Raw genomic sequence first — 10,330 nt, forward strand, 5'->3', positions numbered from 1 at the left:
AGTTGACGATAGCCGTATTATTGCTGATGGTAGTGACTTTTCAGAGCTTCCTTAATACAAATATTAAGATAAGCACCTACCTTGGATAGCGCAACAATAATTTTAGGATCACTTCTGAAAAACTGGCAGAATAATGCCTTAAATTTGTTTGTGGTAGTTGCGCTGGTAGTCCGGTTATCGAATTAACCTCTATAGTTTCCAACACCAAGTCTGTTATTTTGTATGCATATCGCTGAAAATTTTGGTAAATTCCGCCAGAATAATCAATGAAATAAATACTTTCGAATTTAAACCAACACGGACTGACCAAAATCAAGCGAATTGCCAGCAATCGATCGTCGATTTCAAAAGTGATCACTAACACTGGTACGCACTTTAATAGGCTTTCCAAAAGTATAGCTCTCAGATAATACACTGCTCTTTACCTCTTGCCTATTATTACTGATGTACTCCCGATAGCAACGCCTATCCGTATCCACTTGACAATTCGATTCTTAACTTAAAAACGACACTGCACCAGATTATAACTCAATTTTTAAAATAAAAAGCAGGAGGGTCTTATCTCTACTCCTCCTGCTTATACAAAGCAACGGAAATAATTTTAGTTAATTTTAAAATTAACACTTAACCTTCTCTTAATTAAAGAAGATTTGGCAGAAAAGTAATAATTGACGGAAAGAAATAGAACGCTGCAATTGATGCCATAAACAAAGCAACAACTGGCCATGCACTTTTATATACGTCTGAAATTAATACATTATCTGCCGCACCTTTTAAAGCAAAAAGCGTATAACCGAAAGGCGGGGTTAAACTACCGACAGTCAAGTTTATCAAGAAGATAGTCCAAAACCAAATAGGATCAAAATCATATGCACTTACAACCGGTGCATACAAAGGGATTGCTAACAAAATGAAAGCAAATTGATCTATAAACATACACAGTACAAAAGGAATGAGCATTAATATAAAAAACATCATCCAATCACTAAGCTCAAGCGTACTTACGAAGTTAATTAAGCCTGACGTAGCTCCCATAAAAGAAAGTAACTGCCCAAAAAGTTTAGAACTAGCGACAATGATAATAATCATTAAGCTAATTTTTGCGGAAGACTGCAAACTATCCCACAACATTTTAAGATCAAAAGACTTATATATAGCTGCAGTGATAGCAGCTCCTACAACTCCAGTAGCAGCAGCCTCTGAAGGTGTGTAGCGACACCCAATAAAATAAGTCCCATAACAGAAAAAATAACAATAAAGAAAGGAGATACTTTAGCAAGCTCCTTCATTTTTTCTCTTAAAGAATAGGTCTCCACTTCTTCACTGCTAGATGGGGAAAGATCAGGTTTACGTGAAATGCTAAAATATACATATAGAAAAAGAATAAATGATATTAGGAGTCCTGGGATAATCCCTGCTATTAAAAGGCCAGCAAATAGAGGTATCACGCACTAATGAGCCTATTACAATTACTAACAAGCTGGGTGGAATAATTGGAGCTAAAGAAGCGCCACCAAGAATGGTGAAATTTGTTAAATTTGTGTCATAACCTAGTTTTTGCATTTTAGGTAAAACAGAGCGCCCCAGCATGGCAGCTACTGCTGCGGCTGCACCAGATAAAGCACCAAAAATAGTTGACAGCCCAATAACTAAGTAATACATCCTACCATTGACCTTACCTATCCATTTATCAAGGGCGATTGACAAAACATCAACAGACCCAGATCTAAATAATATTTCGCCCATAAGAACAAAAAGTGGAATAGTAACAAAACTTTCTGAGGTTAAAGTTTCGTACATGCTATTACTAAACATGCCGAACCCTCTTTCTCCTAATGTCACTAAGACACCAGCAACGTTAGCGATTAAGAAAGCAACAAAAACCGGCAGCCCTGTCCCCATCAGCACGAATAGCAATAGAAAAGAAACCGCAAGTATCGTGTACCATTCCATTTTAAGCTCCTTTCTTATACACAAGATTTTCAGACAATTGTTTTTTTATTAAAACAACAAATTGAATAGCAGACAGCCCGAGGCCGAAAGGTATAAAGCCGAATACTATCCACTTAGGAACGCGAAATGAGCCTAGTGTATTAATCCCAGTTTCAAACAAACGCACAAACTCTATCATTGATACGTAGAAAACATAAGAAACAACACAAAAAGATACAGCATAAAGCACTAGCTTAAATTTTTGTGCAAAGCTGTGCGGAGAAAAATCCAGTATAATCGAGACAGCTATGTGGCTATTTTCCCGCGTTACTTCAGGCATTGCTAGCATTAAGGAAGCACAAAAAAGAAAAGTAACCGTATCTGGCCCCCATGAGGTAGGAGCTGCAAAGAAATAGCGCATTATTATTTCCATACAGAAAATAATAACAATTAATGCTAAAGCTAAGGACGCTACAAAAAAACTGGCTTTAGTAACACTGTCGATAATTTTTATAAACATAACTAAAGACCTTGATGTGGCTGAGAAATACCCAGCCACAGTTTAGTAAATATTAGTAAGACATATCAGCCGATACTGCCATTTCACGTAGTTGGCGAGCATCATCACCGCTTTGCTCTTCAGCTACTTTCCAGACGCCTTCCGCCCAAAGACGCTCGTGGTTATCAGACTCTGATTGGCTAAATGAAGTAATCTGCATCCCATTTTCAATAAGGAAATCTTCTTCTTTTTCCTGTAATGCATCAAAATGGGCTACAGAATCAATTTCAATTTGCTTACCTGCTTCGATAAGCACTTCTTGTGCATCACTATCTAGAGCATTCCAACGGTCAAGATTCATAAAAATCATGACTCCGACCTGGCCAAACTCAGGATCTGTCATGTACTCAAATAATTTCATGCCACTGAAGATCACTCGCGCCAGTTAACCCCCAAGCTGCACCGTCAATAACCCCTCGTTGTAATGCTGTATAAATATCCGTAACAGGCATATTTACTTGAGCACCACCAAGTTCCTCAATCATAGATTGGTACGAAACAGTTCCACGAATACGGCGTCCTTCTAGACCTGGCTCACCAGTAATGGGTTCACGAAGATAGAAACGGAACCCCTTGGTGCCTGTTGACGGAGCTGAAATCAGCTTTAATCCACGCTCTTGGTAGTGCTGATCAATATACTCAATGATGCCTTCCTCATGACGCTTAACGGGGTCTACGTCAATAGCATCAATAGCAAGGCCGACTGCCGTCGTACCTGAATGATAAGCAGGATGGGTGAACAGCAAATCAAATGCACCAGCTTGAACAGGTTGAAGTTGTTCAAATGTCGGTACAACATCAGGCCCCTGTACATTAATTTGAATACTTCCTTCAGACATTTCTTCGACCATTTCGATAAAAGATGGGCCGATTTCGCGATACCATGCAAAATTAGAAGGATAGCCAGCAAGCATATTTAGCTCTTGTGCTTCTACTTCTGAAGAGAAGCCCGCGCCTGCTGTACTAGCTACAGCCAGTGCAATTGCACAATGTTTAATTTTTTTTGTGATCATCTTCATTTTCATAATCCTAGTTTTTGTATTTAACGCTTCTTTTCAAGCAAACTGGCAACAAAAACAGTATTAAAGTCTCCTGACTTGAACTGTTCACTATTAATCAGTTTACTATGAAACTTTGCCGTAGTTTTAACGCCTTGAACTTCCATTTCTGAAAGCGCTCTTGTCATTCTAATGATGGCTTCATTTCGATCATAGCCCCAACAAATTAACTTGCCAATCATCGAATCATAGTAGGGAGGTATTTTATAGCCACTTTCCAAATGGCTATCCATACGAATACCAAATCCACCTGGTGGGCGGTAATACGTAATCGTACCAGGACAAGGCATAAATCCATTTTCAGGATCTTCTGCATTCAAGCGGCATTCTATAGCATGGCCATTAAGAACAATGTCTTTTTGTTCAATCTCCAACGACTGATCATCAGCAATTTTAATTTGCTCTTTAATAATATCTATTCCTGTAATCATCTCTGACACAGGGTGTTCAACCTGAACACGAGTGTTCATTTCTATAAAATAAAATTTTCTTTCAATATTATCAAAAACATACTCAACTGTGCCTGCACTCTTATAACTAACTTTTTCAGCTAGGCGTACAGCCGATTGACAAAGTTCGTTACGTTGTTCATCACTTAATGCTGGAGAGGGCCCTTCTTCCACTAATTTTTGGTTACGACGCTGAGCAGTACAATCACGCTCTCCCAAGTGAATGCATTTTTTACCATCAGCAAGCACTTGTACTTCAATGTGACGTATATCTGTTAAGTATTTTTCAATATAAACAGATGAGTCACCAAAAGCCACTTCTGCTTCTGACATTATTTCGTTAAGATCTTGCTCTAAGGTATCTCCTGACTTAACAACCCTCATGCCACGACCACCACCGCCAGCAGAGGCCTTTATGAGTAATGGAAATCCGACATTCTCAGCTATTTCAAGTGCCTTGTTAAATTCTTTAACGACTCCATCGGATCCAGGTATTGTAGGAACAGAAGCGGAATCTGCAATTTTCCTAGCTTCTATTTTGTCACCCATCTTTCCAATAATTTCTGCAGATCGCCCAATAAAAATTATGCCATTTTCTTCACACTTTCTTGCAAAATCAGCTTTCTCGGATAGAAATCCATATCCAGGATGGATAGCATCTACTCCAAATGCTAAAGCAGCGCTAATGATTGCATCCTGATTTTGGTAACTTGCTTGAGCTGAAGCAGGTCCTATACAAACCGACTCATCAGCCAGTTTAACGGCTAAAGTATCTTTATCAGCTTCTGAATACACAGCTACACTTTTCACACCGAGCTCTTTACAAGCTCGGACTATACGGAGCGAAATTTCGCACCGATTTGCAATCATGACACTTTTTATTTTGTTTAACATAAAAAACCTATTTTTAGAAAAAATATTATTCTTTTTCAATAAGCATAATGGGCTGACCAAATTCTACGGGCTGCTGATCTTCAACGTAAATTTCTTTTACGCGGCCATTTACTTTAGCTTCAAGGTTATTCATGAGCTTCATAACCTCAATAATACATCCAATTGTCTTTGAAGTTACTTCCTGCCCCACTTCAACGAATGCAGGAGCACCAGGCTTAGGCGATTTGTAAAAAGTACCCACCATTGGTGCTGTAATTAAATGCTCATTTTCACCAACAGAAATATCTTTTTCTGACGATGCCTTCGTTTCAGTTGGTACTACACTAACCGCTTCGTTAACTTCTACTTTTTTTGACGTATTAGTCTTAGGGGCTGCTGCCGGTAGGGCTTCTGGAGTTTCACTAACAGCTGGACGATGTGTGTTTTCATTACGGCTAATGAAAAGCTCAAGTCCATTATACGAAAGCGATAGCTCACGAATATCATTGCTTTCTTTTACCCATTTTGTCAGTTGCTTAAGATTCGTTTGAGGGTAATGTTTAGATCATTCATTTTAAATTCTCCTGTTTATTTCAAAATTAACGTGAAATTGAAACTTTAAAGTTTCCAGTTGACAAACTTACTTGCTTGTCATCTCCACCAGCAAGCCCTTTAATGAAAGAAACTAATTCGCCATTGTACTCATCTCCAGATTCTCCATTGGCAATAGCCTCTTTCATTCCATCGACTTGGTTACCAGCAAACATAGCTCGTAGCAACAACTCATCTTTTGTTGCATTTGGATACTGAGCAGCTAAGTCCTTCATCATGGGCTTGGGTGAGGTTGGCTTCTCACTAATTTCTGAAGAACCATTCTCAATTATTTTCTTGTAGACCTCTGAGTCTACTGGACCTAGCAAACGCCCGTAATACCCAAGCACGTATTTTTTAATTTCGTTTGGAACTGTGCCGTATCGCTCCCCAGAAATAACATTCATTACTGCCTGGGTGCCTACAAACTGAGCAAAAGGGGTAATCATAATAGGCCATGCAAGCTCTTTTCTTACTGTAGCAATTTCTTCAAGCAGCTCTTCGTAGCGATCTCCCAGGCCCGCAGTTTCTAGCTGTGCATGAAAGTTAGATAACATACCACCTGGAAGCTGGTGCTTGTAATGTAACGGGTTATATTCAGCAGGTTTGCCTTCTGGCTTACCTTCTATTTCACAAATATTCTTGAAGTATTCACTAACTTCATCAATCTTTTTATCAGCGACTTTTACAACATAACCTAGCTCACGTAATGATTTTACGATTGTTTGCGTTACCGGTTGAGCAGCGCCATTTGCTAAAGGTGCTATAGATGTATGTAAAATATCACATCCCAACTCGACTGCTTCTAAATAAACCAGTGGGCACAATGAGGTAAGGCAGTGGCTATGAAGGTCTAGCGGACGGTCGCCAATGACTTCTTTAATCGCAGGTACTAAAGTGCGGATTCTTTCTGGAGTAAGCAGACCGCCAGCATCTTTAAGCATAATTGCATCAACGTCGGCTTTATCAATAAGCTCAATGGCCGTTTTGACAAACAGTTCATCTGTATGAACAGGACTTTCGCAGAAAGACAAGGCGCCAAATGTATATGCTCCAAGTTTCTTAGCTCGTTTCAAACAGCGAACAATATTTGAAACGTCATTTAGCCCATCAAAAGCCCCAATGACGCGGAACCCATTGTCATATAATTGATCAACCCACCCATCAATTACATCATCTGATAGGAAATCAAAGGCAGCAATATTTTTTGAGCGAATCAATGCACGAAAATTAGTTTCTGGAGCAGCTTTATGTAACTCGCGTACTCGCTCCCAAGGGTCTTCTTTTAAGTAGCGAACTGAAACATCAAACTGAATAGGGGCCATCATATCTATATGATGAAACCCAATACTATTCATTGTTTCTGCAATTCCTAGCATGTGTTCAGTACGCATACGTGTTGCCCAAAGGCTTTGATGAGCATCACGGAAGGTTGTATCAATAATTTTAATTTCTCTTTGGCTGTTTTTGGGACGACCGCCCTCCCCAAAAATAGACGCAATACTTTTGTGAATTTCATTCTTCATTACTTATGACTCCTACCGGCTGTGTCTTGTATAATTTTCAATAATTGAATGATTCAGCTATATAGGATATGTACACACAGGGAACACTTGTTCGCCTATTGAAATCAACCCTATTCTTTAGTATTAAGCTAAGCTCTCTCAATTAACGTGGCGATGCCTTGGCCTACGCCCACGCACATAGTGCATAGCGCGTAGCGCTTGCCGCTGCTTTGCAGCTCGTGAGCAGCGGTTAGCAGCAAGCGTGCGCCAGACATGCCCAGCGGGTGGCCGAGCGCAATGGCTCCTCCGTTCGGATTCACCCGCGGGTCGTCATCCTTGAGGCCAAGATCGCGCATGCAGGCGAGCGCCTGGGCGGCAAAGGCTTCGTTGAGTTCAATCACGTCGATCTCATCAAGATTTATGCCGGTGCGCTTAAGTAGCTTCTGTACTGCTGGCACCGGGCCATAACCCATGATGCGTGGCTCAACGCCCGCCGTAGCCATGCCCAAAATCTTGGCTATAGGCTTTAAGCCTTGGGATTCGACCGCCGTTTGGCTTGCTACCAACATTGCTGCTGCGCCATCGTTGACACCAGAGGAATTGCCTGCAGTAACGCTGCCACCCTCGCGGAATGGAGTGGGCAACCTTGCCAGTTTATCGAGCGTGGTCTCGCGCAAGTGCTCATCTTGATCGAAGATCAACGACGACTGCTTACGACGTGGAATCTCGATCGCAGTGATTTCTTGAGCTAAGCGGCCGGCTTTTTGGGCACTAGCAGCTTTTTGCTGCGAGCGTAGTGCGAAGGCATCTTGGTCTTCGCGAGAAATCTCGAACTCCTCGGCGACGTTCTCGGCGGTTTCCGGCATAGAATCCACGCCAAACGCTTTTTTCATCAACGGGTTGATAAAGCGCCAACCAATAGTGGGATCTTCAATTTTCTGGCCACGCGAGAATGCACTTTCGGCCTTGCCCATCACATAAGGTGCCCGTGACATCGACCCCCCCCCGCCGGCGAGAGCGAGTTCCATCTCCCCTGCTTTGATCGCGCGACAGGCAGTAGCCACGGCGTCCATTCCCGAACCACACAAACGGTTCATGGTGGTGCCAGGCACGGACTCAGGGATACCGGCAAGCAGCGATGACATCCTCGCCACATTACGGTTATCTTCCCCGGCCTGGTTTGCACACCCCATAAAAACCTCTTCGATAGCAGCCGGATCCAGGTCCGGCGCTTCGGCCAGCACGGCCTTGAAAATCGTGGCGGCAACATCGTCCGGGCGCATGCTAGCGAGCGCGCCACCAAAGCGGCCTACAGCGGAACGACGCGGATGGCAGAGAAATACATCGGTCATCATGTTCTCCTTACTGGCCGGCATGGGCGCGTTCAGTGCGGGCTTTCAGCTCGCGTAGTACGCTAAGCTCTTTCCCACTCGGCTCGGGAGTACTCTCAACCTGCTCAGCGAAGCGAATTTCCCAGCCCGTGGCATCAATCACGTCTTCACGCGTAACGCCCGGATGCAGTGAGACTACCATCAGTTCTTTACTCTCGGGGTCGGGCTTCATCACGCAGAGATCGGTAATCACGCGCGTGGGGCCTTTGCCAATATTGGGTACGCCATCTCGGCCCTTACCGTCGCGACCAAAGCCGAGAGTCGTTACGAAATCGATTTCCTCGACAAATGCTCGCTTGGAGTGTTTAAGGGTAATAAAGACTTCGCCCGCGTTAGTAGCGATCTCCGGTGCCCCGCCACCGCCCGGTAGGCGCACTTTGGGTGCGCGCTAATCACCAATCAGTGTGGTGTTCAAATTGCAGTAGCGATCGATCTGTGCGGAGCCCAGAAATCCCACATCGATCTTGCCGCCTTGTAGCCAGTAGCGGAACATTTCCGGAACCGCCACGGTGGTCAAAGCAGTTTCAGCTAGCTCGCCATCGCCAATCGAGAGCGGCAGCACGTTCGGCTTGGTCTGAAGGGTGCCTGATTCATAAATCAGCACTATCTCTGGGGCGTGGGTTAGGCGCGCCAGATTGGCGGCCTCACTGGGCAGGCCAATGCCAACAAAGCAGGTAGAGCCGTTTTCTAGTGCTCGCGCGGCGGTAACGGTCATCATTTCCGAAGCGGTATATTCCAGGCTCATCAGACTTGCCCTCCTGCACTGTCACTGGCGGCGCTGTCGTTAGAAGCACCGTCACCCACGTTAAAGACGTTTTCGTTGAGCCACAAAGTAAAAGTGTCGCGATCGCGGGCGATGACATCCCACTCCTTATAGAAGCGGTTATTGCGGTCGTAATAACCGTGGGTATAGGACGGCAGCGCCTCTTTTTCGGCCACGGCAATCACGCTAATCGCCCAGCTGGGGATCACGCAGGCATTGGGATGCGTGTTTAAGTCATCGACGATTTCCTCGACGGTGACAATGCTGTGCTTCGCCGCCATTACGGCTTCTTTCTGTACGCCGACAATGCCTTCCACCAGCACGTTGCCCTGACGGTCGGCGCGCTGAGCGTGAACGATGGAAACGTCTGGACGCACCGCGGGCACCGCCGCCAACTGTTCTCCGGTGAAAGGACACTCGATAAATTTGATCTGATCGTTGACGCTGGGCAGTTCACTACCCACGTAGCCGCGCAATACCGCCAACGGCAAACCTGCAGCACCCGCTTCGAAAGCGCAGGCCATCGCGGCGTGGCTATGCTCAAGAATCTCGATCTTGCGCGGCCAGCCCTTCTCAACCGCATCGCGTAAACGGTGCAATGAGCCAACACCCGGGTTGCCGCCCCAGGAGAAGATCACCTTTTTGGCGCAGCCAGCACCGATCAATTGATCGTAGATCAGGTCGGGGGTCATGCGAATTAGGGTTAAATCACGCTTTTTTTGACGGATGACTTCATGACCCGCGGCAAATGGGATCAGGTGGGTAAAGCCCTCCATGGCAACGGTGGCGCCGTCTTCAACGAAACGTGCTACAGCGTCATGCAAGCTCAAAAACTCGGCCATATACTCTCCAGATTTTCCCATCACCTATGAATCTAGTGGCAGCCGTATTTGGCCCCTCTCTTATGTTCGCTAGGTGAACATTATTTTTCTATGTGAACAATTTAGTTGCGATGGTCCAACACGTCAACATGGCCTTTATGCCTAAAAAAAATCCACAGTCAAATTATTTTCTTTATTTTCAATATCTTATGATTTTTTAACTGAATTAGTTTTATTGTTTTTTTACTAAAGTATTAATTTCATGCATAAAAACACACCATTGCAACAAAAGTCGTATTTACACGGGGATGAACATATAGCATCACTCAAAAGAGATACTTGGCTTCTCTATAAAAACAAGGTAAATAAAAATGCATGAAAAAAACTA

General features: G+C 43.8%; 9 protein-coding genes and 2 pseudogenes. All 11 read right to left on the reverse strand.

Annotated features, from left to right (window positions below; translation table 11 throughout):
- Nucleotides 1–639: 639 nt before the first annotated feature.
- A pseudogene (locus B4967_RS18765) lies at nucleotides 640–1,448 on the reverse strand (TRAP transporter large permease subunit).
- Nucleotides 1,360–1,953, reverse strand: coding sequence for a TRAP transporter large permease subunit (locus B4967_RS18775; RefSeq protein WP_243470330.1), 594 nt, complete (start codon nucleotides 1,951–1,953; stop codon nucleotides 1,360–1,362). The pseudogene B4967_RS18765 and the gene B4967_RS18775 overlap by 89 nt, the downstream one beginning before the upstream one ends.
- 1 nt (nucleotide 1,954) lies before the next feature.
- Entirely contained in the window at nucleotides 1,955–2,452 is a 498-nt protein-coding gene (locus B4967_RS04915; RefSeq protein WP_083023968.1) for a TRAP transporter small permease, read from the reverse strand.
- Nucleotides 2,453–2,504: 52 nt separating this feature from the next.
- Nucleotides 2,505–2,852, reverse strand: coding sequence for a type 2 periplasmic-binding domain-containing protein (locus B4967_RS20085; protein WP_083023970.1), 348 nt, complete (start codon nucleotides 2,850–2,852; stop codon nucleotides 2,505–2,507).
- A complete protein-coding gene (locus B4967_RS20090; protein WP_161491469.1) occupies nucleotides 2,839–3,510 on the reverse strand; it encodes a type 2 periplasmic-binding domain-containing protein in 672 nt (223 codons plus the stop codon). Before B4967_RS20090 ends, B4967_RS20085 begins: the two co-directional genes overlap by 14 nt.
- 23 nt (nucleotides 3,511–3,533) lie before the next feature.
- On the reverse strand, nucleotides 3,534–4,892 hold the full coding sequence (gene accC / locus B4967_RS04930) for an acetyl-CoA carboxylase biotin carboxylase subunit (RefSeq protein ID WP_083023974.1): 1,359 nt from the start codon (nucleotides 4,890–4,892) through the stop codon (nucleotides 3,534–3,536).
- 25 nt (nucleotides 4,893–4,917) lie between these two features.
- Entirely contained in the window at nucleotides 4,918–5,403 is a 486-nt protein-coding gene (accB, locus tag B4967_RS04935; protein WP_083023976.1) for an acetyl-CoA carboxylase biotin carboxyl carrier protein, read from the reverse strand.
- A gap of 67 nt (nucleotides 5,404–5,470) precedes the next feature.
- Nucleotides 5,471–6,988, reverse strand: a complete 1,518-nt coding sequence (locus B4967_RS04940) for a pyruvate carboxylase subunit B (protein WP_083023978.1) — start codon at nucleotides 6,986–6,988, stop codon at nucleotides 5,471–5,473.
- 128 nt (nucleotides 6,989–7,116) lie between these two features.
- A complete protein-coding gene (gene pcaF / locus B4967_RS04945) occupies nucleotides 7,117–8,319 on the reverse strand; it encodes a 3-oxoadipyl-CoA thiolase (protein ID WP_083023980.1) in 1,203 nt (400 codons plus the stop codon).
- Nucleotides 8,320–8,329: 10 nt separating this feature from the next.
- Nucleotides 8,330–9,103 (reverse strand): annotated as a pseudogene (locus B4967_RS04950) (CoA-transferase subunit beta).
- Nucleotides 9,103–9,963 carry a CoA transferase subunit A gene (locus B4967_RS04955; RefSeq protein ID WP_083023981.1) on the reverse strand — a complete coding sequence of 287 codons (861 nt, stop codon included), beginning with the start codon at nucleotides 9,961–9,963 and terminating at the stop codon, nucleotides 9,103–9,105. The pseudogene B4967_RS04950 and the gene B4967_RS04955 overlap by 1 nt, the downstream one beginning before the upstream one ends.
- Nucleotides 9,964–10,330: the final 367 nt, after the last annotated feature.

Source organism: Vreelandella lionensis (assembly GCF_002087295.1).
Classification (GTDB): domain Bacteria; phylum Pseudomonadota; class Gammaproteobacteria; order Pseudomonadales; family Halomonadaceae; genus Vreelandella; species Vreelandella lionensis.